The following is a 25,809-nucleotide window of genomic DNA, read 5'->3' as shown; positions in this document are numbered from 1 at the left end:
TCCTCAGATGCCTTTGCCCGTTTCGACTTGTTTGATCTCAATCGCCGTTTCGGGCGTGCGAGCAACCTGGGCCGGAATGGACTGGCGCTTGACATTCGGCTTGTGCCGCAGCGTCAGAACGATGGCGCCGATCATCGCGACCAGAAGGACGAGACCAGCAACCTGGAAGTAGAAGACGAAGTCGGTGTAGAGAATGTCACCCAGAGCAGCGGTGTTGCTCCGCTCGGCGATATTCGGGATCGGCACGGCACCCTGCCCGAGCTTCGGTGCAAACATGTTGCTTGCAAACACGAAGATCAGCTCGCCGAGCAGGATGAGGCCGACGAGCGCGCCAACCGGCGCATATTGCAGCGCGCCGCGCTTCAGCTCGGAGAAATCCACATCCAGCATCATGACGACGAACAGGAAGAGAACCGCCACTGCCCCGACGTAAACGACGAGCAGGATCATGGCGAGGAACTCGGCCCCCGTCAGCAGGAACAAGGCTGCCGCATTGAAGAATGTGAGGATCAGAAACAGCACCGAATGCACGGGGTTGCGTGCCGCGATCACCATGAACGCGGATGCGATCATGATGAAGGCGAACAGATAGAAAAACGCTGCCGCAATACCTGTCAGCATGGGGATCCCCCAACACCTTTCCGTGAGCAAAGCCTTATTGCCTTGCCCTCTTTAGTCTTTGTTTGCCGCGAATAATCGCGAAACTTAAATTCCAGCAACAAGATGGGCCGCCCCTTCCTGTTGCCGCTTTTCAAACCGGATGCCGAAACCAGGTTTCAGCAGGACCAATCAGCGATATGGCGCATCCATCGCGATATTGCGCGCGATTTCGCGTTCCCAACGGTCGCCATTGGCAAGGAGCTTTTCCTTGTCATAGTAGAGTTCTTCGCGGGTTTCGGTCGCGAATTCGAAATTCGGACCTTCCACGATGGCGTCCACCGGGCATGCTTCCTGGCAGAAACCGCAATAGATGCACTTCACCATGTCGATGTCGTAACGCACCGTGCGGCGGGTGCCGTCGTTGCGGCGCGGACCGGCCTCGATGGTGATGGCCTGCGCCGGGCAGATCGCTTCGCAAAGCTTGCAGGCGATGCAGCGTTCCTCGCCGTTTGGATAACGGCGCAGTGCGTGCTCGCCACGGAAGCGCGGAGAGACCGGGCCCTTTTCATGCGGGTAGTTCAACGTCGCCTTGGGCGCGAAGAACTGGCGCATGGAAAGAAAGAACGCGCCTACGAATTCCTTGAGAAGGAGCGATTTGGCTGCTTGAGCGAATGAAGCCATGATGATTACTCCTTACGCCAGACCGAAGACTTTGAGGAAGGTCGCGGTTGCGACGACCATGAAGAGCGAGATCGGCAGGAACACTTTCCAGCCAAGGCGCATCAGCTGATCGTAGCGATAACGCGGAACGAAAGCCTTCACCATTGCGAAGAGGAAGAAGCAGAAGCAGAGCTTCAGCATGAACCAGATGATGCCCGGAACCCAGTTGAGGAACCACACATCCACCGGAGGCAGCCAGCCGCCGAGGAAGAGCGTCGTCATCAGGGCGCACATCAGCGTGATCGCCACATATTCGCCGAGGAAGAACAGAAGGAACGGCGTGGACGAATATTCGATCATGTGACCGGCCACGAGTTCGGATTCAGCTTCGACAAGGTCGAAAGGCGGACGGTTCGTTTCGGCCAGCGCCGAAATGAAGAAGATCACGAACATCGGGAACAGGCAGAGCCAGTTCCAGTCGAGGAACGAAGCCGGCAGGCCAAGCATGGTGCCGAGGCCGGTATTCTGCGAAAGCACGATGTCGGTGAGGTTGAGCGAGCCAACCGTCAGCAGGACCGTGACAATCACGAAGCCGATGGAAACTTCGTAGGAAACCATCTGCGCGGCAGAACGAAGCGCGCCGAGGAACGGGTATTTCGAGTTCGATGCCCAGCCGCCCATGATCACGCCGTAAACTTCGAGCGAAGAAATGGCGAAGATATAGAGTATGCCGACATTGATATTGGCGATGGCCCAGCCTTCATTGACCGGAATGACCGCCCAGGTCGCCATTGCGAGAACGGCGGAAACGAAAGGCGCAAGGAGGAAGACACCCTTGTTTGCGCCCGACGGGATGATCGGTTCCTTGAAGACGAACTTCAACAAGTCGGCGAAGGCCTGGAACAGACCCCAGGGACCGACAACGTTCGGGCCGCGACGAAGCTGCACCGCTGCCCAGATCTTGCGATCCGCGTAAAGCAGGTAAGCGACGACGATCAGCAATACGACGAGCAGAACGACCGACTTCAGCGCTATGATAAGCGCGGGCAAGACGTAAGCTGCAAAAATTCCTTCCATTGTTCCGTCTCTCTCTCGCTTACTCAGCTGCCTGTTGGAAGCCGCCGGCCGCGAGCGCCGAGCATTCGGCCATGACGGCGGAAGCGCGCGCGATTGGGTTCGTCAGGTAGAAGTCCTTGACCGGGGAGACGAACGCAGCGCCGCCGCCCGGGTTTGTTGCCTTGGCCGCCAGCGCGACGAGATCGTCGGCGGAAGCAGGCGCGATGGTGTCGATAGCCGCCATATGCGGATAGTCCGCATAGAGCCGGGCGCGAAGCTGCTGCAGCGAATCGAACGGCAGGCGCTTGCCAAGGCTGTCGGAAAGAGCGCGCAGGATCGCCCAGTCTTCCTTTGCCTCGCCCGGCGCGAAACCGGCGCGGTTGCCAAGCTGCACGCGGCCCTCGGTGTTGACCCAGGTGCCCGACTTTTCCGTATAGGCTGCGCCCGGCAGGATAACGTCGGCGGCATGGGCACCGGCATCGCCATGCGTGCCGATGTAAACGATGAAGCTCGATCCCTTGCGGGTCATGTCGAGTTCGTCTGCGCCGAGCAGGAACACGACATCCAGATTGCCGAGCATGTCGCCAGCAGCCTTGCCGCCCTCACCCGGCACGAAACCGAGATCCAGAGCGCCAACGCGCGAAGCGGCGGTGTGCAGAACGGAGAAGCCGTTCCACTCGTCCTTGATCGCGCCGACGTCCTGAGCGAGTTTGGCGGCGGCCGACAGAACCGCACGACCGTTTTCGCCGGTGAGCGCGCCCTGACCGATGATGATCAGCGGACGTTCAGCCTTGGCCAATACGTCGCGGAATGCGTTCTGGCCGGCAGCAAGCTGGCCCAGCGTTTCAGCGCCAGCACCCAGATATTCGTAATCGTAACGCAGTTCAGCCTTTTCACCGATCAGGGCGACCGGGAAATGGCCCATGCGCTGACGCTTGCGGATGCGGGCGTTCAGAACAGCGGCTTCAACACGCGGATTGGAACCGATGATGAGCAAAGCATCAGCGTTTTCAATGCCTTCGATGGTCGAGTTGAAGAGATAGGTTGCGCGGCCCAGAGCCGGATCGAGAGCTGCGCCATCCTGGCGGCTGTCGATATTGGCGGTGCCGAGCGAAGCCATCAGGCCCTTCAGCGCGTAGAGTTCTTCAACCGAAGCCAGATCGCCAGCGACAGCGCCGATCTTTTCAGCCGACGTTGCGGAGACCTTGGCGGCGATGGCAGCGAATGCTTCCGGCCACGATGCTGCAACCAGACGGCCATCCTTGCGAACATATGGGCGGTCGAGGCGCTGGGTGCGCAGGCCATCCCAGATGAAGCGGGTCTTGTCGGAAATCCACTCCTCGTTCACCGCTTCATTGACGCGCGGCATGACGCGCATCACTTCGCGACCACGGGTATCGACGCGGATGTTCGAGCCGACCGCATCCATCACGTCGATGGTTTCGGTCTTGCTCAGTTCCCACGGACGGGCCTGGAAGGCATAAGGACGCGAGGTCAGAGCGCCGACCGGGCAAAGATCAATGACGTTGCCCTGCAATTCCGAGGTCATGGCGCGTTCGAGATAGGTGGTGATCTCGGCGTCTTCACCGCGGCCGATGAGGCCCAGTTCCGAAATGCCGGCCACTTCCGTCGTGAAGCGGACGCAGCGCGTGCAGTGAATGCAGCGCGTCATCACCGTCTTGACGAGCGGACCGATATATTTGTTTTCAACAGCGCGCTTGTTCTCGCGATAGCGGGAACCGTCGGTGCCGAACGCCATTGCCTGATCCTGCAGGTCGCACTCGCCGCCCTGATCGCAGATCGGGCAATCCAGCGGGTGGTTGATGAGCAGGAATTCCATCACGCCTTCGCGGGCCTTCTTGACCATCGGCGTGTTGGTGAAGATTTCAGGCGCTTCGCCATTCGGGCCGGGACGCAGATCGCGCACGCCCATGGCGCAGGATGCCGCCGGCTTCGGCGGTCCGCCCTTCACTTCAACCAGGCACATACGGCAGTTTCCGGCGATGGAAAGCCGTTCGTGGAAACAGAAACGCGGGACTTCCGCGCCCGCGGCTTCGGCAGCCTGAAGGAGCGTATAGTGATCGGGTACTTCGATCTCTGTGCCGTCAACCTTGATCTTTGCCATCGCTTATCCAAACCTGCGGCTTGTGCCGCATCTTCCAGATCTCAAACTCTTGCCCTGCCCTTACTTTTGGCATGGCCTTTACCGAAAACCGCCAGGCACTTTTCGGGGCCATGCCCTGCCGGGCAGGCTCACACAACTTATTCAGCCGCTTCCAGACGGATATTGCGGCTCTGAACGGCGTTGCGCGTATAATCGTCAATGCGCTTTTCAATTTCCGGACGGAAATTGCGGATCAGGCCCTGAATAGGCCATGCAGCGGCATCACCCAGTGCGCAGATCGTGTGACCTTCAATCTGCTTGGTCACGTCGAACAGCATGTCGATCTCGCGCTTCTGCGCGTTACCCTTGACCATGCGCTCCATCACGCGCCACATCCAGCCGGTGCCTTCGCGGCACGGCGTGCACTGGCCGCAGCTTTCATGCTTGAAGAACGCCGCCAGACGGGCAATCGCCTTGATGATGTCGGTGGACTTGTCCATGACGATGAGGCCGCCGGTGCCGAACGACGATTTCTTGTCACGCATGCCGTCGAAATCCATGATGGCGTCCATCATGTCCTCGCCCTTGATGACCGGGCACGACGCGCCGCCGGGAATGACCGCCAGCAAATTGTCCCAGCCGCCGCGAATGCCGCCGCCATGCTTTTCGATCAGTTCGCGGAACGGAATGCCGAGGCCTTCTTCCACGACGCAAGGCGTGTTCACGTGACCGGAAATCTGGAACAGCTTGGTGCCGACATTGTTCGGGCGTCCGATGGACGAGAACCATGCCGCGCCACGACGCAGGATCGTCGGCGCAACGGCGATCGATTCCACGTTGTTCACGGTCGTCGGGCAGCCATAGAGGCCCATATTCGCGGGAAACGGCGGCTTGAGGCGCGGCTGGCCCTTCTTGCCTTCGAGGCTTTCGAGCAGAGCCGTTTCTTCACCGCAGATATAAGCGCCAGCGCCGTGGGTGACGAAAATGTCCATGTCCCAGCCGCACTTGTTGCCCTTGCCCAGCAGACCGGCTTCGTAACATTCGTCAATTGCCGCCTGGAGGGCTTCACGCTCGCGCATGAATTCGCCACGGATATAGATATAGGCCGTGTGGGCGCCCATGGCGCAACCGGCGATCACGCAGCCTTCGATCAGCGTATGCGGATCGTGGCGCAGGATTTCGCGGTCCTTGCAGGTGCCGGGCTCGGATTCGTCGGCGTTGACGACCAGATAATGCGGGCGACCGTCGCTCTGCTTGGGCATGAACGACCACTTGAGACCCGTCGGGAAGCCAGCGCCGCCGCGGCCGCGCAGGCCCGACGCCTTCATCTCCTCGATGATCCAGTCACGGCCCTTTTCGATCAGCCCGCTGGTGTTGTCCCAATGGCCGCGCGCCATTGCACCCTTCAGGGAGCGATCCTTGAAGCCGTAGATATTGGTGAAGATGCGATCTTTATCAGCCAGCATGTCTCACCTGTTTCCGTTCGTGTTTGCCAATATCGAAGTCATCATACCGGCTTCTTTCCGAATACCTTGATGTATTCCTCGACGCCGCCCTTGGCCAAAGCCTTGGCCTGCTTCATCCAGTCTTCGCGCTCGATGCGACCGTGGAAGCTGAGATAGCCGTCGACCCAGTCGCGCTCGGCCTTCTTCCATGCAGCGACCTGCTTGAAGGTGAAGATGCCAAGCTCGTGCAGGGTCTGCTCGATCTTCGGACCGACGCCAGAGATCAGCTTGAGGTCGTCGACCACTTCCGGCCGCTCCATGGGCTGCGGACGGTTCTTGTCGTCAAGCTTGTATTCCTGCGTGGTTTCGGCAGAAGCGGCTTTTTCGGCTGCATTCGAAACCTTGACTTCCGACGGCGACTTGAGCGCCGGAGCGGTTTCAGGCGCGTTGGTCACGGGCTTTGCCGCGTTGGACGGCGGAACATTCGCGGCTTCTGCCTTTGCCTTGGCTTCGGCCTCCGCCTTTGCCCTGGCAGCGGCGGCATCGGATGCCTTGCGGGTTTCGAGGCCGATCTTCTTGTAGTCCAGCTCTTCCGTCAGCGACGTCAGGCCATTGAGCGGATTGGAAGTTTCACGGTCGATCTGCGGGCCCGGCTTGACGGTGTCGCCCTTGCCGGCTTCAAACGCGTCGATGATTTCGGCAAGGCGTTCCGGCGTCAGGTCTTCATAGGCGTCCTTGAAGATCATGACCATCGGTGCATTGGCGCAGGCGCCCTGGCATTCCACCTCTTCCCACGACAGCGTGCCGTCGGCGTTGAGCTCGAACGGGTCGTGGTTGATCTTGTGGCGGCAGACATCCATCAGCGCTTCCGAACCGCGCAGCATGCAAGGCGTGGTGCCGCAAACCTGGATGTGGGCGCGCGTGCCGACGGGCTTCAGCTGGAACTGCGTATAGAAGGTCGCAACTTCCAGAACGCGGATCAGCGGCATTTCGAGCATGGCTGCAACGTGTTCAATGGCAGCTTTCGTGACCCAGCCATCTTGTTCCTGCGCACGCATGAGCAACGGAATGACGGCCGACTGCTGACGGCCTTCGGGGAATTTTGCAATCGTCTTGAGCGCCCAGGCCCGATTTTCCGCGTTGAACGCGAAAGCGGCTGGCTGGACGGCATCATCTGCGAGACGGCGAACGGACATCAGCGGTCAACCTCACCAAACACGATATCGAGCGAGCCAAGAATTGCCGACACGTCAGCCAGCATATGGCCGCGGCACAGGAAATCCATGGCTTGAAGATGGGCAAAGCCCGGAGCGCGCAGCTTGCAGCGATAAGGCTTGTTGGAGCCGTCCGATACGAGGAAGACGCCAAATTCACCCTTCGGCGCTTCAACTGCTGCGTAAACTTCACCGGCAGGCACGTGGTAGCCTTCCGTGTAAAGCTTGAAGTGATGGATGAGCGCTTCCATCGAGCGCTTCATCTCGCCGCGCTTCGGCGGCACGATCTTGTTGTCGGCGTTGGAAACCGGACCGACGCGTTCCTTGCCGAGGAGCAGGTCAACGCACTGGCGCATGATCTTCGCCGACTGGCGCATTTCTTCCATGCGGATCAGGTAGCGGTCATAGCAGTCGCCGTTCTTGCCGACCGGAATGTCGAATTCCATCTCGTTGTAGCACTCATATGGCTGCGACTTGCGCAGATCCCATGCTGCACCCGAACCGCGAACCATGACGCCCGAGAAGCCCCATGCCCAAGCGTCTTCCAGCTTCACGACGCCGATATCGACGTTACGCTGCTTGAAAATACGGTTCGGCGTGATGAGGTCGTCGAGATTGTTGAGCGTCTTGAAGAATGGATCGATCCATTTGCCGATGTCTTCGACGAGCTGGTCCGGCAGGTCCTGATGGACGCCGCCCGGACGGAAATAGGCTGCGTGCATGCGCGCGCCGCAGGCGCGTTCGTAGAACACCATCAGCTTTTCGCGTTCCTCGAAGCCCCAGAGCGGCGGCGTCAGCGCGCCAACGTCCATGGCCTGCGTGGTGACGTTGAGAAGGTGGTTCAGGATACGGCCGATTTCCGAATAGAGAACGCGGATGAGCTGGCCGCGCTTCGGCACGTCGATGCCCAGCAGGCGTTCGACGGCGAGCGCATAGGCGTGTTCCTGGTTCATCGGCGCCACGTAGTCGAGGCGGTCGAGATAAGGCAGGGCCTGAAGATAGGTCTTGGCTTCCATCAGCTTTTCGGTGCCGCGATGCAGCAGACCGATATGCGGATCGACGCGCTCGACCACTTCGCCGTCGAGCTCAAGCACCAGACGCAGCACGCCGTGCGCGGCAGGGTGCTGCGGACCGAAGTTGATATTGAAATTGCGGACCTGAGTCTCAGCCATGTTCAGCTTCCTGTTTGGCTGCAAGAGCCGCCAAGAACTCCTCGCCGGTCATCCGGTGGGTGTCGTTGGCAAAATCGTAATTCGCAGGCTTGTTATCGATGAAGATTTCTTCGGCGAAATGAAAACGTTCCGGTTCGGCAAAAGCCTGCATCGAAACGACCATCATTCCATCATGGACACCGCGCCAGAACAGCGACGAACCGCACTTCGAGCAGAAGCGGCGTTCGCCCCATTCCGAAGACGAATAGGTCGAGAGGGCAGCTTCGTCTTCGATTTCGACCGAAGTGCCGCAGTTGACGGCCATGAAAGCACCGCCCGACCAACGCCGGCACATGCTGCAATGGCAGACATCCATTTCCATCTTTGCCGGAACAGCGGTGAACTTCACCGCTCCGCAAAGACATTGACCGTTCAATCTCTCGCCTGCGCCCATGAGTATGTCCTCAGTTCGCCTTGGCTTTCTCGTCGCCCGGCAGAACGTAGTCCGTTCCTTCCCATGGCGAGAGGAAGTCGAAGTTGCGGAACTCCTGACGCAGCTGCACAGGCTCGTAGGCGACGCGCTTCAGCTCGTTGTTGTAACGAACTTCAACGAAACCGGTGAGCGGGAAGTCCTTGCGCAGCGGATGGCCTTCGAAACCGTAGTCGGTCAGGATGCGGCGCAGGTCCGGATGGCCGGAGAACAGGACGCCGTACATGTCGTAGGTTTCGCGCTCGAACCATTCGGCGCCGACGAAGACCGGAACCGCGGACGGCACCAGCGTGTCCTCATCAGCCTGAACCTTGACACGGATGCGCTGGTTCTGGCGCGGAGACATGAGCTGGTAGACGACATCGAAGCGCTTGGCGCGCTGCGGATAGTCGACGCCCGAAATATCCGTCAGGTTGACGAACTGGCACTGCACATCGTCGCGCAGGAAGGTCAGAACGCTGATGATGCTGGCAACCGGAACCGACAGGGTCAGCTCGCCATAGGCAAGCTTCGCCTCTTCGATCGCATCGCCGAGACGTTCCTTGATGTAGCCGGAAAGTTCACCGAGAGCTTCTTCGCTCATGATCAAATGTCCTTTTCTTCGGCCTTAGCGTTCAATGGTGCCGGTGCGGCGGATCTTCTTCTGCAGCATAAGAATGCCGTAGAGCAGAGCCTCAGCGGTCGGAGGGCAGCCCGGAACGTAGATATCGACCGGAACCACGCGATCGCAGCCACGCACCACCGAATAGGAATAGTGGTAGTAGCCGCCGCCATTGGCGCAGGAACCCATCGAGATAACGTAACGCGGCTCCGGCATCTGGTCGTAGACCTTGCGCAGGGCGGGTGCCATCTTGTTGGTCAGCGTGCCGGCGACGATCATCACGTCGGACTGACGCGGTGAAGCGCGCGGAGCGATACCGAAGCGTTCGGCGTCGTAGCGCGGCATGGAAATGTGCATCATTTCCACGGCGCAGCATGCCAGACCGAAGGTCATCCACATCAGCGAGCCGGTACGCGCCCAGGTAATCAGAGCGTCAGCGGAGGTGACGATGAATCCCTTGTCGGAAAGCTCGCTGTTCAGATCGTTGAAGAATGCATCGTCGGAACCGACAGGCTTGCCCGTGCGCGGGTCAAGAATGCCCTTCGGCTGCGGAGCCACGAGCGTTGTGTTGGCTGAGGTCAATCCCATTCCAGCGCTCCCTTCTTCCATTCATAAATGAAGCCGATGGTCAGAACGCCAAGGAACACCATCATCGACGCGAAGCCGAACCAGCCGATTTCACCGAAGGACACGGCCCACGGGAAAAGGAAGGCGACTTCCAGATCGAAGATAATGAAGAGAATCGACACCAGATAGAAACGGATGTCGAACTTCATACGGGCGTCATCGAAGGCATTGAAGCCGCACTCGTAAGCAGAAAGCTTTTCGGGGTCGGGCTGTCTGTAAGCGACAAGAAACGGCGCAACCAGAAGGGCTACGCCAATTACCATCGCGATGCCGAGGAAGATGACGATCGGCAGGTAGGAACTTAAAAGCTCGTTCATGGTCCTTTATCCGGCTTGAATACGAGGCTGCGCCGCCTGTCATAAGCTTTTTGGAGCTGACGACCATGCGACACATTGCATCTGTTGCAACCCCGTCGCCCCAAGCAGCTTCAAAAGGCATGCCGTGCGAACTAAGCGCTTTTCGCCGGGACGGTTATCGCAGCGCGTGCGCAAGCGCAACCCCTCCGGCACGATCTATTGGGCAAAGTCGAACCAAGATGCTTAACAAGCCATGCATCCGGCCCGCTTATCCCCCTTAAAACCCCTATAACATGAAAAGATCATAATTTCGTGAGGAAAAGTCGCCCGGTCCGCGCCGTCCGGCAATCCTCCGCGAGAATCAATTGCCCACGACTTCGTGGGTGGAAACCGGCGATCCAGTCCCCCGCCTGAAAATGCGTTTACGGACCAGCGGAGCCCGCCGCCCCCACCAGCCGGCCCGGCAGATAGAGCACGAGCGATGCGGCTCCCTTGATCGCCGAAGCGCCGTCCGCCAGCACCGCCTGCCCCGTCGTCCGGTTCTCGCGCCCGTTCAGGGCGTTAAGCGAGAGCGTGCCGTCGCTGACCAGAGCCATGAGCGACGGCGAGGATGCAAAGACATTATGCGCGCCGCCATCCAGATCGGTCGCGTCGATCACCGCGATCCCGTATTTCTGAAGTATCGGAATGCTGGTGCCGTCCCCTACCCGCGCATGGCCGCCCGTGATGAAGGACGAGACGCCCAGCGCCCGATCGCTGCGCGATGTCATTACCGCTGTCGGACGCGGCATTGGGTCGATGTCCCTTATCTGCTTTTCAAAGACGTCGAGATCGATATCCGGTGCCGCGAGCAACAGCGCGGTGATGCGGCGCAGCACATGCTTTTCGCCACGCAGGGACAGGGTTCTCAAAGCCTCCATGGTGACGAAGCCGCCCATCGAGTGGCCGACGAGCACAACGCGCTCGGCCTTGCTGCGGGCGACAAGTTCGAGCAACCGGGCCAGACCATCCCGCGCAAAGTCCGCGCTGTCTCGATCATAGACATAAAGGCCCAGATCGCCGCCGGACGGCCAGGCATATTCGACCGCCACCGACTTCATCTTGTAATCATGGACGAACTGCGCGGTGCGGAATGTGCTGTCGGCAAAATTATTGTTGTAGCCATGCACGAAGATCAGGATTTCCCTGTCCTTCGGCCCCTGCCTCGCAAGGGCGGCATTCAATTGTGCGAGAAACTGCTCCGCATCCTCGTATGGCTGGAATGCGGTTGCCGCGAAATTTTTGGCCGGGTCGGGCTTGTAGCCGGTCGACTCCACCTGCCCTTTCACATGGGCCGCCGGAATGCCGACATCGACCTGCGCGAAATTGAGCGTCTTGGAGCGATTTGAATTGTAGGGCTGCGAGAAATCGTCGGAGCGCTGGCGGCTCGTCGCAACATAGATGGGAACCACAGCCGCCGGTTTCGCCGGTTTGATAATGGCGGCTTCCGCCGCCGCCACCGATTGCGGGCTCGAATTGGGACCGTGCCACAACACGGCGCGCGGCGTGTCACAGCCGGCAAGAATCAAAAACGTTGCAAGCACACCAAGAAGAGCGTGTCGGGTCATCGTCGCAGCGATCCGTTCCTGTCATCCGGTTCCGCGCGATTGAAAACAGGAAATCGGGTCCTTGGCAATGCATGGTCAGGTGGCAGGTTTTCCGCCGCCGCGATTTAAGGCGGAGGACGGCTTGCGTGAATGATGGAAAATTCCGTTCGCGTTTGCGGTGAAAGTTGGAATGGAAACATGCCGGATGGCAATGGGTTTGCGAAGCAATGCCTTCAGATCGCATTCGCACCGGCTATCATGGATGCCCGGCTATCATGGATGCATTGTCGGCCATAGCAGCGAAAGGAGATCACGCATGAGCCACTATCTGCTCGCCAGCGGCGATCTTCTTGTCATTGCGGCGATCATCCTGTCGGTTGCCTATCTGTCCTGGAAACAATTTTCCAAGTAGCAGGCCCACGGTTCGGCAATTCCACGATTTTCCTGAAGAAGGCGGTCCGGCGCCACTTTCGTGTCAACGTTCAATCTATCGATTTGTTGAGAGGAAAGTGGCGCGAGTGACGGGGCTCGAACCCGCGACCTCCGGCGTGACAGGCCGGCACTCTAACCAACTGAGCTACACCCGCGCATTTCTCGGCAGCCCTGAGGCTGCGTCGCACCGGCGTTTCCGTCCGGTGTGAGCGGTCGTTTAAGGGGTTCTCGAACAAGTGTCAAGCGCGTGTTTGGAGAAGATTTGCGATATTGGAAAAATCATTCACAGGACGTTTCAACGCCCGTGCAATGTCAGCAATTTCGAGCATTCCCAGTTAAATTGAATCAATGGAAATGCTTGTTCTTTTTCTGCGCATTATCCCGCGCAAAACCGCTTCGCACTTTTTCTGGAAATGCTTGCTCTTGCGCATTATCCCGCGCAAAACCGCTTCGCACTTTTGCTGGAAATGCTTGCTCTTTTTCTGCGCATTATCCTACGCAAAACCGCTTCGCACTTTTGCTGAAAATGCTGGATGAAAAGAAGTGAAACGGCGGTGGGCGCCACTTTCGTGTCAACGTTCAATCTATCGATTTGTTGAGAGGAAAGTGGCGCGAGTGACGGGGCTCGAACCCGCGACCTCCGGCGTGACAGGCCGGCACTCTAACCAACTGAGCTACACCCGCGCATTTCTCGGCAACCTTGCGGCTGCGTCGCACCGGCGTTTCCGTCCGGTGTGAGCGGTCGTTTAAGGGGTTCTCGGACAAGTGTCAAGCAAGGGTCATGAAGAAAGGATAAGAATTTTCGATTTTGCTGCGGAACGCCTGTTTTCCGGGCATTTTCAATGACATCAAACTTATCCACAAGCGCCGCCATGGCCCCGGAATCAGTCCGGTTTCCAGAATCATCGCCACCCGCGACGGAGAGTGCCTGTTTCTCCGCTACTAAAGCGCTAGAATCTCGTTGCTTGCTTTCAGGCAAGTGACGTAGTTCACTGAAACCGGACCGGAGTTCAATAAAAGACAATCATACCGACAATCGATCCCGGTCATATCCAGATGCCCGGCCCGGAAACTACTTCGACGGGCGCTTTATCTCTCTGTTTGTACGCATCGCATTTTTCCGAAGCAGGTTTCTACTTTCGGACATTTCAATTGAGTTTCGACATTGGGAGGAGAATATATGTCGGCTTATCGGATCACACGGCGCGCGGGCCTCGCGCTCGGCCTTTCCATCCTGTCAGCATTCGCACTTGGCAGCCCTGCCCGTTCACAGACATTTCCAGACCGGGTGGTGACCATGGTCGTGCCGTTTGCGGCTGGCGGCTCGACGGACGTGGTTGCCCGCGTCATCGCGGCAAAAATGTCGGAGATTCTCGGCCAGCAGGTCATTATCCAGAATGTCGGCGGCGGCGGTGGCAGCCTTGGCGCTGCGAATGTCGCGCGGGCCGACCCGGACGGCTATACGATTCTGATGGGCACCGTGGCGACGCACGCGCTCAATCCGCTGATTCTGAAGACCAAGCCTTATGACGCGGAAAAGGACTTCGCTCCGATCTCGCTTCTGGTGATCGTTCCCAATGTGCTGGTGGTCAATCCGGAGCTTCCGGTGAACTCCGTCAAGGAACTTGTCGACCTGCTGAAAGCCGAGCCGGAAAAATACAGCTATGCCTCGTCCGGCAACGGCACGCCGCTGCATCTGTCGGGCGAGCTTTTCAAGAAGATGGCCGGCGTTTCGATGCAGCACATACCCTACAAAGGGTCCGGCCCCGCTCTCAATGACGTCATCGGCAATCAGGTTCCGATCATGTTCGACAACCTGCCCTCCTCCTCGTCGCATATGAAGGGCGGTACATTGAAGGCCCTCGGCGTCACCACCAAGGAGCGCGCGCCGTCCTTCCCCGATGTGCCGACGATCGCAGAGACGATCCCCGGTTATGAGACCTATACATGGAACGCGCTGTTCGCACCTGCTGGAACCCCACCCGAGGTCGTGGCCAAGCTCAATGAAGCCGCGAACAAGGCCATGGAAGATCCAACCGTGAAGGAGCGCATGAAGGAATTCAGCGCCACCATCGTCGGCTCGACACCGGAAGAACTCGCCGCGCATGTGAAGGCCGAAATCGCCAAATGGACGCCGGTCGTCAAGGATGCCAACGTCCAGATCGACTGACCGCCCGCGCCTATTCGCTGCCGGTATTGCGCCATGGGTGCAATACCGGCAGTCATTCCACCTCCCACACCCTCCCCGCTTCCAGAGCCCCGAAGGACCAGATTCGTTCTCCCCTTGATTTAATACCGACCAGTTGGTATGATATAGTCAGGGAGTACGAAAATGGCACGCAAACAGAACCCATCGACCCGGTCCAATCTGCTTGATGCAGCGCTCGGCGTTATTCGCACCAAGGGTTATGCCGCAACGTCGGTCGATGACATCTGCGCCAGGGCATCGCTGTCGAAAGGCGCATTCTTTCACCATTTCTCCAGCAAGGAAGATCTGGCCGTTGCCGCCGCCAACTACTGGTCGGAGACAACGGGCGCGCTTTTTGCGGATGCCGCCTATCACGCTCCCGAAGACCCGCTTGAGCGCGTGCTGGCCTATGTCGAGTTGCGCAAGCAGCTCGTTCAGGGCGAACTGCCTGACTTCACCTGCCTCGTCGGCACCATGACGCAGGAGGTCTATGAGACCAACTCCGTCATCAGGGATGCCTGCTGGGCCAGCATTTCAGGCCATGCGGACACGCTTGTCCCCGACATTGCAGCCGCGATGGAGCGCTATCCGGTTGCCAGTGATTTCACCGCCGAAAGCCTCGCGCTTCATACGCAGGCGGTTATTCAGGGTGCCTTCATCATCGCCAAGGCAAGCGGCGATCCGCAGCGTGCGGTCGAAAGCATCGATCATCTCAAGCGATATATAAGCCTGCTTTTCAAACACCCCGCCAACACCCGCTGAAAGCGACAATGGGAGGAAACCATGCCCAGCACTATCCGCCTGCACCGCGTATTCGCCACCAAGCCGGAAAAGGTCTATCGCGCATTCATCGAGCCGGATGCCATGGCAAGCTGGCTGCCGCCCTATGGCTTTGTCTGCACCGTCCATGAGCTGGAGGCAAAGGTCGGCGGCAAGCACAGAATGTCTTTCCGGAACTTTACGACGGGCGAAAGCCATTCATTCGGCGGCACATATGTCGAACTCGTTCCGGGAGAAAGGCTCGTCTATACGGACAGTTTCGACGATCCGAACCTGCCGGGCGAAATGAAAGTCACGATCTCGCTGAAAGCCGTATCGGTCGGCACCGAAATCAATATCGAACAGCAGGGTGTGCCGGATATAATTCCGGCTGAAGCCTGCTATCTCGGCTGGCAGGAATCCCTCGAAAAGCTGAAGAAGCTGGTCGAGGCTGAAATCACCCAGTAATCCCGTTTCGGGGATCACGCGCGGGGCTAGCGGCAGAGGCCGCTGCCCCGCATCACCGAACGAATGAAATATCGGACAGAAAATTTCCCGTCTTCTTTGAGATACAACAAATCCGGTTCTCGCCTGTCACTCTAGAATGGCTCCAATGATGATGCGGCTGTCGTCATCATGCTTCGAAGCCTGACAGCCACGGAACAACAAGATGTCGGCAGAACCTGTCTCCCTCTCCCCCGTAATCGATGTCCGCACCATACCGCCGATTTCGCGGCATGCGACGATCTTCGCGATGATCGACGCGCTTGAGCCCGGCGAAGCGCTGGAAATCGTCAACGATCACGATCCGGTGCCGCTGCACCGTCAGCTCGAAACCCGCAATCCGGGCGCCTTCTCCTGGGTCTACAAGGAAACCGGCCCACTATGGCGCGTCGAGATCGGCCGCCGGAAAATCCATCATGGCGCAGACCATGAATGCAGCTGCGGCAATCACTGAAGTCTTGCAGACCCATGTCCGGGACGAATTGAGATGATCGGCGCGACGCTTTCCCGTTGGACCCTGTCCTATTTTACCGCTTCGCTGGCTTTCCTCGTCTTCGGGCTTGGATTGATGGCGGGTGGTTTCGGCTTTCCGGTTCATGGGATTCGCGCCGCCGAAACGCTCATCGTCGTGCATGCCGTTTCCATCGGCTGGCTGGCCCTGCTGATGAGCGGCGCACTGCTGCAATTCGTCCCGGTTCTGGTGAACCGCCCCTTATGGGGAAGCGGTGCAAGCCTCCCCGCCTTGCTTCTGCTGGTGACGGGCCTTTCCGGCCTGCTTGTCGGCTTTGCGGGCATGGCGGGGCTGACGGAAAGCCCGGCATGGCTGCTGCCGGTCTCGGGCATGTTGCTGACCTGCGGATTTTCCCTCATTTTCGCAATATTGGGCATGACGCTCTGGCTTGCCCGCCCGATCGCCCTGCCTGCGCGGTTCGTCGCGGCAGGCATCTGTTGTCTTCTGATAACGGCACTGCTTGGCAGTATTTTCACCTTCGCGCTGTCCGGCTTTACTGAGCAGGCCGTCCTGCTCGATATTACGGGATCGGCATTGCCGGTTCACGCCGCGCTTGGTCTTGGCGGCTGGATGACCTTTACCGCCATGGGCGTCAGCTACAGGCTTTTGACAATGTTCATGCTGTCGCCCGACGCCGTGCGGCAAACAACCAGAATCATATGGTGGGAAGGCGCTGCCGCCCTGACCATCCTTGCAGCCGGGATCGTCATCGCAGCGCTGGAAACGGGATCGACCGAAATTGCCGTCACGGCGGCTCTCGTTCCCGGCATTGCCTGCATCGCGCTTTATATCGTCGATATCCGCGCGATCTACCGGCAGCGCAAACGCAAGACGATTGAGCTGAACAGCGCGGCCAGCATTCCGGCCTTCATCGCGCTGGGGCTTTCGCTGCTGCTGGCTATCGCCCTTTTCTGGACAGAGGTCTCCGACCGGATGATTGCCGGTCTGGTCTATCTGTTCACCTTTGGCTGGCTCTCCGGCCTGAGCCTTGCCCAGCTCTACAAGATCATACCCTTCCTGACCTGGCTCGAATGTTATGGCCCAGTGATGGGACGCGCACCGACGCCGCGCGTGCAGGATATGGTCAGCGAGGGGCGCGCCCGCCAATGGTTCGCTCTTTATTATAGCGGCGTTGCTGTCGCGACGCTGGCCCTGATCGCCGGTTATCCGACCGTGTTTCGCCTTGCCGTAGCCTTAAGTCTCGCCGCCATACTCGCATTGACCGTGCAATTCTTTCGCGCCCGGCGGCTTCTTGATGTACCGCACGGCCTGCGTCTGCCAAAAGGGGCAACCCTGCCGCATCTGATCTATGCCGGTGAACCAATCTTCAGGAGATCGAAATGACACTCTCAGTTCAGGACATCGCACACCATGTGCTGGACGTGCGCCCGCTGATCAAGGGCGGCGTGGAACCGTTCAACGCCATCATGGAAGCAGTCGATGGCCTTGCGCCGGGACAAGGCCTCCTGCTGATCGCGCCGTTCAAACCGGCACCGCTTTTCAGCGTCATGGAGCGGAAAGGCTTTTCGGCAAAGGCCGAGCCTCTGGAAAACGGCGACTGGCAGGTGCTTTTCAGCCCGGCGGCGGATGCTGCGCCGGAGTTGCAGTTTTCCGAGAACGTCGTTTCGCCGGATGTCTGGCCGGAGCCATCGCGCTATCTCGACTGCTCAGACATGCAGCCGCCGGAACCCATGGTGCGCATTCTGGCCGAAGTGGAGGATATGCCCGCCGGTGCGGTTCTGTTCGCCCTCCTGCACCGGGAGCCTTTGTTCCTGTTTCCCGAGCTTGAAAAACGCGGCCATGCATGGGTCGGCAATTTCGATGAAACCGGCAATGCCTATCGCATCATGATCCGCGTCGGAGAGCCGGGGTAGATGCCATGCAGCACATAGCCCATGCCCGGCTGGAGCAGCAGATCATCGACAGTCTGCGTCTGGTGCTCGATCCCGAACTCGGTTTCAACCTGATCGATCTCGGCATGATCTACAGCATCGACATAGATGATGGCGGCAAGGTCGATATCAGCATGACGACAACGACGCCCGGTTGCCCCGCAGCCGGTTTTCTGACCGATGCCGTGCGCGCCAGCGTCGAATCTGTCGAAGGCATTCGGGCGGTGAATGTCGAGCTGACCTATGAACCGGAGTGGATGCCCGAGATGGCAGCGCCTGAAGTACAGGCCCGATTTGGCGAGTAATCCAAGGTCACGCAAACCCCTCATCGAAACCAGCGAATGGCGCCAGACTGTTCGCTGGTTTCTCTTTGGGCGGAACCCTTTGTCAAAAAGCCTTTGCGCCAGCGCAAACAAGGCGGAACATAAATCAAGAACTGAAGATAAGCTATTGATATTGTGTGGTTAATATTACCCGATTTTCTGCATCACCTTGATCGCAGTCAAGGACCATCCACACGGCCTTTTCTATAGTCGGCATGACAGAGCAGGAAATGCTCGGTCCTATCGTAAAGGAGAGTATCGATGGTCGACCAGATGCAAATCAGCCGCCGCAGCATATTGGCGGGAGCCGCCCTCGCAGGGGCGCTTGCGCCGGTGCTGGCAACAACATCGGCCTGGGGACAGGGCGCGGTGAGAAAGGCAAGTGCTGCGGAGATTGCGGCGCTGCCGCGCCAGAAGGTGGAGTTGGTGGACCCTCCCTTCGTGCACGCCCACACCCAGGTTGCCGAGGGTGGCCCAAAGGTGATTGAATTCACCATGGTGATCGAGGAAAAGAAGATCGTCATCGATGACGCGGGAACCGAAGTTCACGCCATGGCATTCAACGGCACGGTTCCGGGACCGCTGATGGTGGTGCATCAGGACGATTATGTCGAGCTGACGCTCATCAACCCCGAAACCAACACGCTGATGCACAATATCGATTTCCACGCCGCAACGGGTGCGCTTGGCGGCGGCGGGCTGACGGAAATCAATCCGGGGGAAAAGACCATCCTGCGCTTCAAGGCGACCAAGCCCGGCGTCTTCGTCTATCACTGCGCACCTCCCGGAATGGTTCCCTGGCATGTCGTCTCGGGCATGAACGGCGCGATCATGGTGCTGCCGCGCGAGGGATTGCATGACGGCAAGGGCAAGGCCCTGACCTACGACAAGATTTATTATGTCGGGGAGCAGGATTTCTATGTGCCGCGTGACGAGAACGGGAAATTCAAGAAGTATGACGCGCCGGGCGACGCATATGAAGACACCGTCAAGGTCATGCGCACCCTCACCCCGACCCATGTCGTGTTCAACGGCGCGGTCGGCGCACTGACGGGCGACAAGGCGATGACGGCGGCGGTTGGCGAGAAGGTCCTGATCGTCCATTCGCAGGCCAATCGCGATACCAGACCGCACCTCATCGGAGGTCACGGAGATTATGTCTGGTCGACCGGCAAGTTCAACACGCCGCCCGATGTTGATCAGGAAACCTGGTTCATTCCGGGCGGTGCAGCCGGAGCAGCTTTCTATACGTTCCAGCAGCCCGGCATCTATGCCTATGTGAACCACAACCTGATCGAGGCCTTTGAACTTGGCGCAGCAGCCCACTTCAAGGTCACGGGTGAATGGAACGACGACCTGATGACATCGGTTCTGGCCCCGTCGGGCACATAAGGCCAATGCACGAAGGCGCTTCGCCTCCCGGAGCGCCTTTGGCAAATCTTCCCCAACTGTTGCTTTGCAAAGAAAGGCTCGGGGCTGCATCCGCCTGCCTCCCGGATGGATGCGGTCCCCTGTTATCCGATGAACAAATGCAAAGGAAAGAAGTGCCTGCGAGAGCTTGCGGTGGCCGTTCCGGCGGTTCTGCTGGCAGTTGTGGCGGGGCTGTTCGTCGTTGACGCCGTAGGACGTCCGGGTCAATCGCTGCCGGGCGCATCCGCGCTGCGTCCCGAAACGGTTGTCATTACGCCCCGCACCATGACCTATCGGGCCGATGGCGACTTCCAGAAGAACAATTACCCCGTCGATGCCCCGTTGACGACGCGCAGGCTGTCACGGCCATTCGAGATCATGAAATATCAGGTCGGCACGGCCGACTACGAGCTTTGTGTGGAGGATGGCGCATGCCAGCCTGCCGAGGCCCTGCCGCACAATCACGATGCATCGGCTGCCGAGGCGCCGGTCGTCGGCGTGAGTTACGATGATGCACTGGCCTATGCCGACTGGCTGTCGCGCAAGACCGGCGAAAACTGGCACCTGCCGACGGACGAGCAGTGGGCTTTCGCCGCAGGGTCGCGCTTTCCCGACGATGCGCTTGGCATCGAGGACGATGCCGCAAGCAATCCTGCAATCCGCTGGCTGAGGGATTATGAGAAACAGAGCGCCCGCAAGCTGGACAGAAGCCCCGCGCGACGCCCCGCCGGTGCCTTCGGCGTCAACGAACTGGGAGTAGCCGACATTGCAGGCAATGTGTGGGAATGGACGCAGACCTGCCACCGCCGCGTCAATATCGATGCCTATGGCAAGCAGGTTGCGGAAGTGCCGTCGTGCGGGGTTTACGTGGTCAATGGCAAGCACCGCGCGGCGATGAGCTCGTTTATCCGCAACCCGAAAACCGGAGGATGCAGCGTCGGCGTCCCGCCCGACAATCTCGGTTTCAGGCTGGTGCGTGACAACCGCTGGTATGCCGTGGTGTGGAAGCGTATCCAGAACATAGGTGCATGAGCTGTGAATGCCCGGTCCCCGGCTGCGAAAACAATTCCAAGCCCGCTGTGCTGTGCTAAGGTGAACATGGGTCTTGGAGTGTGAGAAAATGCAATGTCCATGATAGATCGCGGACTTGTCAGGAAACTGTCCCTGTTCGCCAAAATGAGTGATGGCGAACTCGACAAGCTTGTTTCATATGCAACCACAAAGCGCGTTCTGCCCGGAGAGGCGATTTTTGAACAGGGCGACGATGCCGTCCTGTTCTATCTGCTCCTGCACGGGCGATTGAAGGTCAATCAGGTGACGCCGGACGGACAGCAGATCATCGTCCGCATGGTGCATCCGGGCGACCTTTTCGGCTTTGCGCGCGCCTTGCAGAGAAGCGATTATCCCGGCACGGCGGTCGCCGTGGCGGAGAGCATCGTTCTCGCCTGGCCAACCGAGCTTTGGGACTATTTCGTCGAGCAGAATCCCGGTCTGGCGATGAATGCGATCCAGACCATCGGCAAGCGACTGGAAGAAGCCCATACGCGCATCCGCGAAATGTCGACGGAAGAAGTCGAGCGGCGTGTCGCGCACACGGTTCTGCGCCTCGCGCGTCAGGCCGGACGGAAAGAGGAAGACGGTATCCGCATCGATTTCCCGATCACGAAGCAGGATATCGCCGAAATGACCGGGACGACGCTGCATACGGTGTCGCGCATTCTCACCGGCTGGGAAGGACAGGGATTTGTTCGCGGCGGACGCCAGAAACTGACCGTTCTCAATATGTCGGGCATCAGGCGGCTGGCCGATGGCGAGCGATAAGGCGGCGGAAAACGCCTGAAAATCGAGCGAAAACAGCCGCCGAAATCCAAGCAAAATTCAATCAAAACAAATATTTAAAGATATTTCTTTTCAAAGAGATTCGGGACGACGGGCAGCGCATTCGTGGCTCCCGTCTCCCTCGCCTACTGACCGAGGAAAAGGACGGCGGCAATTACGATGGAAGCCGCAACGGCGGACAGGGTGCCCGCGCCCTGCAAGGCTCCCATACGATAGAGAACCAGTGAAAAACCGATGATCGCCGGTGTCGCGACGATGAGCCCGATCTGTGCGTCCGTCATTGAAGTTTCCTTTGCTATGGTGGCGATACACTGGCCCGGTCAGTGCGTTTGTTCTTTGCCAAAACGCAAAGAAGCTCCCGATTGCGGGCGCTAGGCATGTTCCATGTCTGGAACCGAAGATTTGACCATAGTTGCAACGGGTTCGGAGGATCGCCCCGAAGACGATCTCCTGCTCTGGATCCTGGTGTGGAGCGAGCTTGCCGCCTTCGCAATCCTGCTGACCGCTTTCATGGTGATGTCGATCATCGACGTGGAAGGCGTGACGCAGCTGCGTTCGCATCTGAGCCCAGCCCTCGCCGCAACCAACACCGTCGTGCTTTTGATGAGCGGCTGGCAGGCGGCAATTGCCGTGCGCAGGCGCAACGATTTGAGCAAGGCTCGCCGTCCGCTTTTATATGCCGCATTTTTCGGTCTCGTTTTCGTGGCGATCAAGCTCGTGGAATATTCGCATGAAATCGAGTTCGCGGGCGATGATGCCGCGGGCTCCTTCTTCGAGCTTTATTTTCTGCTGACCGGCTTTCACCTGATGCATGTGCTGTTCGGGTCGGTGGTGCTGGCGCTGGTCGCATGGCGGCCGACACGATCCAATGTCCTGCTGATCACGACGCTCTGGCACGCCATCGACCTCGTATGGCTGGTGATGTTTCCTGTCCTTTACCTTGCCTGAGGCCCACAGTGTCCGATCGCGCTTCTTCGCTCACCCGAACATTCATTGTCCTCGTTCTCCTTGCCCTGAGCGGCGCATTCATCGCAGCCACCAGCGCAGGAATGCTCGCAGCCGTCGTCATCGTTCTGATCCTCGCCTTCGCGAAGGGCTGGTTCGTCATCCTCGACTTCATGGAGATGCGCGGGACGGACGGCCTTTTGAGGCCTGCCTTGCTGGCCTGGCCTGCGCTCCTGCTGGCGCTTGCGCTCGGACGTTCCATTCTTGTCCGCATCCTCTTGTAAACAACTGTTCCATCTCCCGTTCTGCGCTTTTCTGGAAACGCTCCAGTCTTTGCCAAATCGCAAAGAAGGCTTTTGCCCGACCGATAGAACGGTCCTGTCCCGTGATGCTGGCGAGGGGAAATGACCAGCCACATTATCGACGGGGGAATTTGCCGGGCTTTGACCCCGGCCAATGAAAGGACGAAGGGATGGCAGAACGCCTAACCAAGACCGGCGCTCGAAACGTCTTCTACGGCGGGTCTATTTTCTTTTTCGCGATCTTCGTGGGGCTGACGGCGCACAGCCACTACTACATGAAAACGACGTCCACGGATGAATCGACGCTGACGGCATCCGTCGCCCGCGGCAAGCACATCTGGGAGAAAAACTCCTGCATCAACTGCCACACGCTGCTGGGTGAAGGCGCCTATTTCGCGCCCGAGCTCGGCAATGTCTGGAAGCGCTGGGGCGGGGAAGAAGACCCCGAAGGCGCACGCGAGACAATGAAAGCGTGGATGCAGGCACAACCCACCGGGATCGAAGGGCGTCGCCAGATGCCCCAGTTCAACCTGAGCGAACAGGAACTCAACGATCTGGCTGATTTCCTTGAATGGACCAGCCGCATCAAGACGCAGGACTGGCCGCCCAACGAGGCAGGCTGAGCGCGGGATGAACGGAGTTACACATTATGAAATATGAAAGCCAAAAGGTTGCGATGCTCTATTTTTATGGAGCGCTCGTACTGTTCATCGCGCAGGTCGCATTCGGCGTTCTCGCCGGTACGATCTATGTCCTGCCCAACACGCTCTCCGAGCTGCTGCCCTTCAACATCGTCCGCATGATCCACACCAATGCGCTGGTGGTCTGGCTGCTGATGGGCTTCATGGGTTCGACTTATTATCTGCTGCCGGAAGAGACCGAAACCGAGCTTTACAGCACCAGGCTCGCCGTCATCCAGTTCTGGCTTTTCTTCGTCGCCGCAGGCATCGCCGTTGTCGGTTACCTGTTCCATATTCATGAGGGGCGGGAATTTCTCGAACAGCCATTCATCATCAAGGTCGGCATTGTCGTCGTCTGCCTGATCTTCCTGTTCAACATCACACTGACGGCGCTCAAGGGCCGCAAGACGACCGTAACAAACATCCTTCTGTTCGGCCTGTGGGGCCTTGCCCTTTTCTTCCTCTTCGCCTTTTACAACCCGATCAATCTCGCGCTCGACAAGCTCTACTGGTGGTACGTCATCCATCTGTGGGTTGAAGGCGTGTGGGAACTGATCATGGCGTCGATCCTCGCCTTCCTGATGATCAAGCTCAACGGCATCGACCGCGAGGTCGTCGAAAAATGGCTCTATGTCATTGTCGGGCTGGCCCTGTTTTCCGGCATTCTCGGCACCGGTCACCATTATTACTGGATCGGCGCGCCCGGTTACTGGCAGTGGATCGGTTCGCTGTTCTCGACGCTCGAAGTCGCCCCGTTCTTCACCATGGTCATCTTCACCTTCGTGATGACATGGAAAGCCGGTCGCAAACATCCAAACCGTGCGGCTCTTCTCTGGTCCATCGGCTGTTCGGTGATGGCCTTCTTCGGAGCGGGTGTGTGGGGGTTCCTGCACACGCTGTCGTCGGTCAACTATTACACCCACGGCACGCAGCTTACCGCCGCCCACGGACACCTCGCCTTCTTCGGCGCCTACGTCATGCTCAACCTTGCGGTGATGGCCTATGCGATCCCTGAACTGCGTGGACGGGCGCCATACAACCAGATGCTCTCCATGGTGAGCTTCTGGGCGATGTGCACGGCCATGTCCGTGATGACGTTCGCCCTGACCTTTGCGGGCGTCGTCCAGACCCACCTTCAGCGCGTGCTCGGAGAAGCATTCATGACCGTGCAGGATCAGCTGGCCGTATTCTACTGGATACGCCTCGGCTCCGGCGTCGTGGTGGTGATCTCGGCCTTCATGTTCATCTGGGCCGTGCTGGTTCCGGGCAAGGAACGTCGCGAAAACACCTCCGGCTTCGTACAGCCCGCCGAATGATCGACGCCAGGCCCCGCCATCAGGCGGGGCTTCACCGCCTGATGCAAAGGAAAACGGCCATGAACTCCATTCTCAGAAATATCGACAATACCGGTGTCTCAATCCCTGCCTACAGCCCATCGGGCAATGAATGCGCGCTTTTTGAAATGGCATGGACGCGCAAGCTGCCATTGCTTCTGAAAGGTCCGACCGGCTGCGGCAAGACGCGGTTTGTAAGCCATATGGCCGCAAAGCTCGGCCTGCCGCTCTCGACGGTTTCCTGCCATGACGATCTGGCAGCCGCCGACCTGACCGGGCGTTATCTGCTGAAGGGCGGCGACACCATATGGGTTGACGGCCCGCTGACCCGCGCCGTGCGCGAAGGCGGCATCTGCTATCTCGACGAGATCGTCGAAGCGCGCAAGGACGTGGCCGTGGTCCTGCATCCGCTGACCGATGACCGCCGCCTTCTGCCATTGGAGCGCACCGGGGAGCTGCTCGAAGCGCCCGACCGCTTCATGCTCGTCGTATCCTACAATCCGGGTTACCAGAACCTGCTGAAATCCCTGAAGCCCAGTACGCGACAGCGCTTCGTTGCCATCGAGTTCGACTTTCTGCCGAAAGAGCAGGAAATCGCGGTGGTGAGTGAAGAAAGCGGACTTGCCGCACAGAAGGTCGCGCCGCTGGTGGCGCTGGCTCACCGGCTGCGCGGGTTGAAAGGCCACGATCTGGAAGAAGGTGTTTCGACCCGCCTGCTGGTCTACTGCGCCACGCTGATCGAGGCGGGCATGCCGCAACGCGAAGCGGCGCGCGCCGCAATGATCGAGCCTCTAACCGACGAGCCGGACGTGAAGGCCGCGCTGATTGAAGTTGCCGATGCAATGCTGAAATAGGCGGGC

Annotated in this window: 28 protein-coding genes and 2 tRNA genes; 15 read left to right on the top strand and 15 right to left on the bottom strand. The window is 59.0% G+C overall.

Translation table 11 applies throughout. The features are described from left to right. Positions 1–3 precede the first annotated feature (3 nt). The 14 genes from ACOWVS_RS04610 to ACOWVS_RS04545 all read right to left on the bottom strand — a co-directional run bounded on the left by ACOWVS_RS04610 (position 4) and on the right by ACOWVS_RS04545 (position 12,946). Complete coding sequence (locus ACOWVS_RS04610) at positions 4–621, bottom strand: NADH-quinone oxidoreductase subunit J (protein ID WP_006471807.1); 618 nt, start codon at positions 619–621, stop codon at positions 4–6. A 168-nt stretch (positions 622–789) separates the two neighbouring features. Then, the gene (nuoI, locus tag ACOWVS_RS04605; RefSeq protein WP_006466596.1) at positions 790–1,281 is read right to left on the bottom strand and encodes an NADH-quinone oxidoreductase subunit NuoI; all 492 of its coding nucleotides are present in this window, start codon (positions 1,279–1,281) and stop codon (positions 790–792) included. Between the two features lie 12 nt (positions 1,282–1,293). Next, positions 1,294–2,337: an NADH-quinone oxidoreductase subunit NuoH gene (gene nuoH, locus ACOWVS_RS04600; protein WP_006466595.1), complete on the bottom strand. Its 1,044-nt coding sequence runs from the start codon at positions 2,335–2,337 to the stop codon at positions 1,294–1,296. A gap of 19 nt (positions 2,338–2,356) precedes the next feature. Next, entirely contained in the window at positions 2,357–4,441 is a 2,085-nt protein-coding gene (gene nuoG, locus ACOWVS_RS04595) for an NADH-quinone oxidoreductase subunit NuoG (protein ID WP_006466594.1), read from the bottom strand. 137 nt (positions 4,442–4,578) lie between these two features. Further along, entirely contained in the window at positions 4,579–5,886 is a 1,308-nt protein-coding gene (nuoF, locus tag ACOWVS_RS04590; protein ID WP_006466593.1) for an NADH-quinone oxidoreductase subunit NuoF, read from the bottom strand. Positions 5,887–5,927: 41 nt separating this feature from the next. Continuing rightward, positions 5,928–7,061 (bottom strand): NADH-quinone oxidoreductase subunit E, encoded by a 1,134-nt coding sequence (locus tag ACOWVS_RS04585; RefSeq protein WP_075041653.1) that lies wholly within the window; start codon positions 7,059–7,061, stop codon positions 5,928–5,930. Further along, the gene (locus tag ACOWVS_RS04580; RefSeq protein WP_006471808.1) at positions 7,061–8,251 is read right to left on the bottom strand and encodes an NADH-quinone oxidoreductase subunit D; all 1,191 of its coding nucleotides are present in this window, start codon (positions 8,249–8,251) and stop codon (positions 7,061–7,063) included. The genes ACOWVS_RS04585 and ACOWVS_RS04580 overlap by 1 nt, the downstream gene beginning before the upstream one ends. After that, on the bottom strand, positions 8,244–8,684 hold the full coding sequence (locus ACOWVS_RS04575) for a GFA family protein (RefSeq protein ID WP_006471809.1): 441 nt from the start codon (positions 8,682–8,684) through the stop codon (positions 8,244–8,246). Before ACOWVS_RS04575 ends, ACOWVS_RS04580 begins: the two co-directional genes overlap by 8 nt. A 10-nt stretch (positions 8,685–8,694) precedes the next feature. Beyond that, positions 8,695–9,303: an NADH-quinone oxidoreductase subunit C gene (locus tag ACOWVS_RS04570; protein WP_006471810.1), complete on the bottom strand. Its 609-nt coding sequence runs from the start codon at positions 9,301–9,303 to the stop codon at positions 8,695–8,697. A gap of 24 nt (positions 9,304–9,327) precedes the next feature. Continuing rightward, complete coding sequence (locus ACOWVS_RS04565) at positions 9,328–9,909, bottom strand: NuoB/complex I 20 kDa subunit family protein (protein ID WP_006466589.1); 582 nt, start codon at positions 9,907–9,909, stop codon at positions 9,328–9,330. Next, a complete protein-coding gene (locus ACOWVS_RS04560; RefSeq protein ID WP_006466588.1) occupies positions 9,900–10,265 on the bottom strand; it encodes an NADH-quinone oxidoreductase subunit A in 366 nt (121 codons plus the stop codon). Before ACOWVS_RS04560 ends, ACOWVS_RS04565 begins: the two co-directional genes overlap by 10 nt. Positions 10,266–10,666: 401 nt before the next feature. After that, entirely contained in the window at positions 10,667–11,851 is a 1,185-nt protein-coding gene (locus ACOWVS_RS04555) for an alpha/beta hydrolase (protein ID WP_006466587.1), read from the bottom strand. Positions 11,852–12,340: 489 nt separating this feature from the next. Next, a tRNA-Asp gene (locus ACOWVS_RS04550) sits at positions 12,341–12,417 on the bottom strand. Positions 12,418–12,869: 452 nt separating this feature from the next. Next, positions 12,870–12,946: transfer RNA gene (locus tag ACOWVS_RS04545), tRNA-Asp, on the bottom strand. A gap of 496 nt (positions 12,947–13,442) precedes the next feature. Between ACOWVS_RS04545 and ACOWVS_RS04540 the strand changes: the two genes are divergently transcribed. From ACOWVS_RS04540 to ACOWVS_RS04495, 10 genes are all read left to right on the top strand, one after another. Then, positions 13,443–14,432: a Bug family tripartite tricarboxylate transporter substrate binding protein gene (locus tag ACOWVS_RS04540; protein ID WP_021584998.1), complete on the top strand. Its 990-nt coding sequence runs from the start codon at positions 13,443–13,445 to the stop codon at positions 14,430–14,432. Between the two features lie 162 nt (positions 14,433–14,594). Next, on the top strand, positions 14,595–15,212 hold the full coding sequence (locus ACOWVS_RS04535; RefSeq protein WP_006466581.1) for a TetR/AcrR family transcriptional regulator: 618 nt from the start codon (positions 14,595–14,597) through the stop codon (positions 15,210–15,212). Between the two features lie 21 nt (positions 15,213–15,233). Further along, positions 15,234–15,677, top strand: a complete 444-nt coding sequence (locus tag ACOWVS_RS04530; protein WP_006466580.1) for an SRPBCC family protein — start codon at positions 15,234–15,236, stop codon at positions 15,675–15,677. Positions 15,678–15,879: 202 nt separating this feature from the next. Next, positions 15,880–16,167, top strand: coding sequence for a DUF2249 domain-containing protein (locus tag ACOWVS_RS04525; RefSeq protein WP_006466579.1), 288 nt, complete (start codon positions 15,880–15,882; stop codon positions 16,165–16,167). Between the two features lie 33 nt (positions 16,168–16,200). Further along, positions 16,201–17,568 (top strand): hypothetical protein, encoded by a 1,368-nt coding sequence (locus tag ACOWVS_RS04520; RefSeq protein WP_006466578.1) that lies wholly within the window; start codon positions 16,201–16,203, stop codon positions 17,566–17,568. After that, positions 17,565–18,098 carry a DUF2249 domain-containing protein gene (locus ACOWVS_RS04515; protein WP_006466576.1) on the top strand — a complete coding sequence of 178 codons (534 nt, stop codon included), beginning with the start codon at positions 17,565–17,567 and terminating at the stop codon, positions 18,096–18,098. Before ACOWVS_RS04520 ends, ACOWVS_RS04515 begins: the two co-directional genes overlap by 4 nt. Before the next feature lie 5 nt (positions 18,099–18,103). After that, positions 18,104–18,421, top strand: a complete 318-nt coding sequence (locus ACOWVS_RS04510; RefSeq protein ID WP_006466574.1) for a metal-sulfur cluster assembly factor — start codon at positions 18,104–18,106, stop codon at positions 18,419–18,421. A 279-nt stretch (positions 18,422–18,700) separates the two neighbouring features. Then, positions 18,701–19,831, top strand: coding sequence for a copper-containing nitrite reductase (gene nirK, locus ACOWVS_RS04505; RefSeq protein WP_006466572.1), 1,131 nt, complete (start codon positions 18,701–18,703; stop codon positions 19,829–19,831). 129 nt (positions 19,832–19,960) lie between these two features. After that, positions 19,961–20,881 carry an SUMF1/EgtB/PvdO family nonheme iron enzyme gene (locus tag ACOWVS_RS04500; protein WP_006471815.1) on the top strand — a complete coding sequence of 307 codons (921 nt, stop codon included), beginning with the start codon at positions 19,961–19,963 and terminating at the stop codon, positions 20,879–20,881. 93 nt (positions 20,882–20,974) lie between these two features. After that, on the top strand, positions 20,975–21,670 hold the full coding sequence (locus ACOWVS_RS04495; RefSeq protein ID WP_006466568.1) for a Crp/Fnr family transcriptional regulator: 696 nt from the start codon (positions 20,975–20,977) through the stop codon (positions 21,668–21,670). Between the two features lie 143 nt (positions 21,671–21,813). On the opposite strand, the gene ACOWVS_RS04490 is transcribed toward ACOWVS_RS04495, so the two are convergent. Then, the gene (locus ACOWVS_RS04490) at positions 21,814–21,969 is read right to left on the bottom strand and encodes a hypothetical protein (RefSeq protein ID WP_006466567.1); all 156 of its coding nucleotides are present in this window, start codon (positions 21,967–21,969) and stop codon (positions 21,814–21,816) included. A gap of 103 nt (positions 21,970–22,072) precedes the next feature. Between ACOWVS_RS04490 and ACOWVS_RS04485 the strand changes: the two genes are divergently transcribed. The 5 genes from ACOWVS_RS04485 to ACOWVS_RS04465 all read left to right on the top strand — a co-directional run bounded on the left by ACOWVS_RS04485 (position 22,073) and on the right by ACOWVS_RS04465 (position 25,803). Further along, positions 22,073–22,636: a cytochrome c oxidase subunit 3 family protein gene (locus ACOWVS_RS04485; RefSeq protein ID WP_006466565.1), complete on the top strand. Its 564-nt coding sequence runs from the start codon at positions 22,073–22,075 to the stop codon at positions 22,634–22,636. 8 nt (positions 22,637–22,644) lie between these two features. Continuing rightward, positions 22,645–22,917 carry a cytochrome C oxidase subunit IV family protein gene (locus tag ACOWVS_RS04480; RefSeq protein WP_006466564.1) on the top strand — a complete coding sequence of 91 codons (273 nt, stop codon included), beginning with the start codon at positions 22,645–22,647 and terminating at the stop codon, positions 22,915–22,917. Between the two features lie 188 nt (positions 22,918–23,105). Further along, positions 23,106–23,558: a c-type cytochrome gene (locus tag ACOWVS_RS04475; protein ID WP_006466562.1), complete on the top strand. Its 453-nt coding sequence runs from the start codon at positions 23,106–23,108 to the stop codon at positions 23,556–23,558. Between the two features lie 26 nt (positions 23,559–23,584). Beyond that, positions 23,585–24,931: a nitric-oxide reductase large subunit gene (locus tag ACOWVS_RS04470; RefSeq protein WP_006466560.1), complete on the top strand. Its 1,347-nt coding sequence runs from the start codon at positions 23,585–23,587 to the stop codon at positions 24,929–24,931. A 59-nt stretch (positions 24,932–24,990) separates the two neighbouring features. Beyond that, positions 24,991–25,803: a CbbQ/NirQ/NorQ/GpvN family protein gene (locus ACOWVS_RS04465; protein ID WP_025091395.1), complete on the top strand. Its 813-nt coding sequence runs from the start codon at positions 24,991–24,993 to the stop codon at positions 25,801–25,803. The last annotated feature ends 6 nt before the right edge of the window (positions 25,804–25,809 follow it).

The sequence above is a fragment of the Brucella sp. IR068 genome (assembly GCF_049065885.1).
GTDB classification, from domain to species: Bacteria; Pseudomonadota; Alphaproteobacteria; order Rhizobiales; family Rhizobiaceae; genus Brucella; species Brucella intermedia.
This window is presented reverse-complemented; position numbering and strand designations above follow the sequence as displayed.

What these genes read in the sequence shown, in the direction of transcription:
- ACOWVS_RS04610 (WP_006471807.1), bottom strand. Translation starts at nt 621, where the DNA reads ATGCTGACAGGTATTGCGGCAGCGTTTTTCTATCTGTTCGCCTTCATC.
- nuoI (WP_006466596.1), bottom strand. Translation starts at nt 1,281, where the DNA reads ATGGCTTCATTCGCTCAAGCAGCCAAATCGCTCCTTCTCAAGGAATTC.
- nuoH (WP_006466595.1), bottom strand. Translation starts at nt 2,337, where the DNA reads ATGGAAGGAATTTTTGCAGCTTACGTCTTGCCCGCGCTTATCATAGCG.
- nuoG (WP_006466594.1), bottom strand. Translation starts at nt 4,441, where the DNA reads ATGGCAAAGATCAAGGTTGACGGCACAGAGATCGAAGTACCCGATCAC.
- nuoF (WP_006466593.1), bottom strand. Translation starts at nt 5,886, where the DNA reads ATGCTGGCTGATAAAGATCGCATCTTCACCAATATCTACGGCTTCAAG.
- ACOWVS_RS04585 (WP_075041653.1), bottom strand. Translation starts at nt 7,061, where the DNA reads ATGTCCGTTCGCCGTCTCGCAGATGATGCCGTCCAGCCAGCCGCTTTC.
- ACOWVS_RS04580 (WP_006471808.1), bottom strand. Translation starts at nt 8,251, where the DNA reads ATGGCTGAGACTCAGGTCCGCAATTTCAATATCAACTTCGGTCCGCAG.
- ACOWVS_RS04575 (WP_006471809.1), bottom strand. Translation starts at nt 8,684, where the DNA reads ATGGGCGCAGGCGAGAGATTGAACGGTCAATGTCTTTGCGGAGCGGTG.
- ACOWVS_RS04570 (WP_006471810.1), bottom strand. Translation starts at nt 9,303, where the DNA reads ATGAGCGAAGAAGCTCTCGGTGAACTTTCCGGCTACATCAAGGAACGT.
- ACOWVS_RS04565 (WP_006466589.1), bottom strand. Translation starts at nt 9,909, where the DNA reads ATGGGATTGACCTCAGCCAACACAACGCTCGTGGCTCCGCAGCCGAAG.
- ACOWVS_RS04560 (WP_006466588.1), bottom strand. Translation starts at nt 10,265, where the DNA reads ATGAACGAGCTTTTAAGTTCCTACCTGCCGATCGTCATCTTCCTCGGC.
- ACOWVS_RS04555 (WP_006466587.1), bottom strand. Translation starts at nt 11,851, where the DNA reads ATGACCCGACACGCTCTTCTTGGTGTGCTTGCAACGTTTTTGATTCTT.
- ACOWVS_RS04540 (WP_021584998.1), top strand. Translation starts at nt 13,443, where the DNA reads ATGTCGGCTTATCGGATCACACGGCGCGCGGGCCTCGCGCTCGGCCTT.
- ACOWVS_RS04535 (WP_006466581.1), top strand. Translation starts at nt 14,595, where the DNA reads ATGGCACGCAAACAGAACCCATCGACCCGGTCCAATCTGCTTGATGCA.
- ACOWVS_RS04530 (WP_006466580.1), top strand. Translation starts at nt 15,234, where the DNA reads ATGCCCAGCACTATCCGCCTGCACCGCGTATTCGCCACCAAGCCGGAA.
- ACOWVS_RS04525 (WP_006466579.1), top strand. Translation starts at nt 15,880, where the DNA reads ATGTCGGCAGAACCTGTCTCCCTCTCCCCCGTAATCGATGTCCGCACC.
- ACOWVS_RS04520 (WP_006466578.1), top strand. Translation starts at nt 16,201, where the DNA reads ATGATCGGCGCGACGCTTTCCCGTTGGACCCTGTCCTATTTTACCGCT.
- ACOWVS_RS04515 (WP_006466576.1), top strand. Translation starts at nt 17,565, where the DNA reads ATGACACTCTCAGTTCAGGACATCGCACACCATGTGCTGGACGTGCGC.
- ACOWVS_RS04510 (WP_006466574.1), top strand. Translation starts at nt 18,104, where the DNA reads ATGCAGCACATAGCCCATGCCCGGCTGGAGCAGCAGATCATCGACAGT.
- nirK (WP_006466572.1), top strand. Translation starts at nt 18,701, where the DNA reads ATGGTCGACCAGATGCAAATCAGCCGCCGCAGCATATTGGCGGGAGCC.
- ACOWVS_RS04500 (WP_006471815.1), top strand. Translation starts at nt 19,961, where the DNA reads ATGAACAAATGCAAAGGAAAGAAGTGCCTGCGAGAGCTTGCGGTGGCC.
- ACOWVS_RS04495 (WP_006466568.1), top strand. Translation starts at nt 20,975, where the DNA reads ATGTCCATGATAGATCGCGGACTTGTCAGGAAACTGTCCCTGTTCGCC.
- ACOWVS_RS04490 (WP_006466567.1), bottom strand. Translation starts at nt 21,969, where the DNA reads ATGACGGACGCACAGATCGGGCTCATCGTCGCGACACCGGCGATCATC.
- ACOWVS_RS04485 (WP_006466565.1), top strand. Translation starts at nt 22,073, where the DNA reads ATGTCTGGAACCGAAGATTTGACCATAGTTGCAACGGGTTCGGAGGAT.
- ACOWVS_RS04475 (WP_006466562.1), top strand. Translation starts at nt 23,106, where the DNA reads ATGGCAGAACGCCTAACCAAGACCGGCGCTCGAAACGTCTTCTACGGC.
- ACOWVS_RS04470 (WP_006466560.1), top strand. Translation starts at nt 23,585, where the DNA reads ATGAAATATGAAAGCCAAAAGGTTGCGATGCTCTATTTTTATGGAGCG.
- ACOWVS_RS04465 (WP_025091395.1), top strand. Translation starts at nt 24,991, where the DNA reads ATGAACTCCATTCTCAGAAATATCGACAATACCGGTGTCTCAATCCCT.